Here is a 208-nt window from a genome sequence, read left to right as displayed (position 1 = left end):
GGCCTTTGTTTATATCTGATGCTATTGCATAATTTATTTTTTATTTTTTACTAAGATATATAGGAATATAACCATGATCTGTTCCTACATCTACTATAGTTTTTGTATTATTATCTATCATTTCGCTTATAGTTTTTAATCTATCACTTAAATTCATTTGTATCATCCTTTACTAACCTATCAATATTTTAGTTTGTATAAATAAAAA

At 22.6% G+C, this 208-nt stretch carries 1 pseudogene; it reads right to left on the bottom strand.

Annotated elements, in window-relative coordinates:
• Positions 1–43 precede the first annotated feature (43 nt).
• Positions 44–157, bottom strand: a pseudogene (locus CSGHG_RS22315) (SAM-dependent methyltransferase); the annotation flags it as partial.
• Between the last annotated feature and the right edge of the window lie 51 nt (positions 158–208).

The organism is Clostridium senegalense JC122 (assembly GCF_000285575.1).
GTDB classification, from domain to species: domain Bacteria; phylum Bacillota; class Clostridia; order Clostridiales; family Clostridiaceae; genus Clostridium_J; species Clostridium_J senegalense.
Note: the sequence above shows the minus strand (reverse complement) of the source record. Positions and strands in the feature narration are given on the sequence as shown.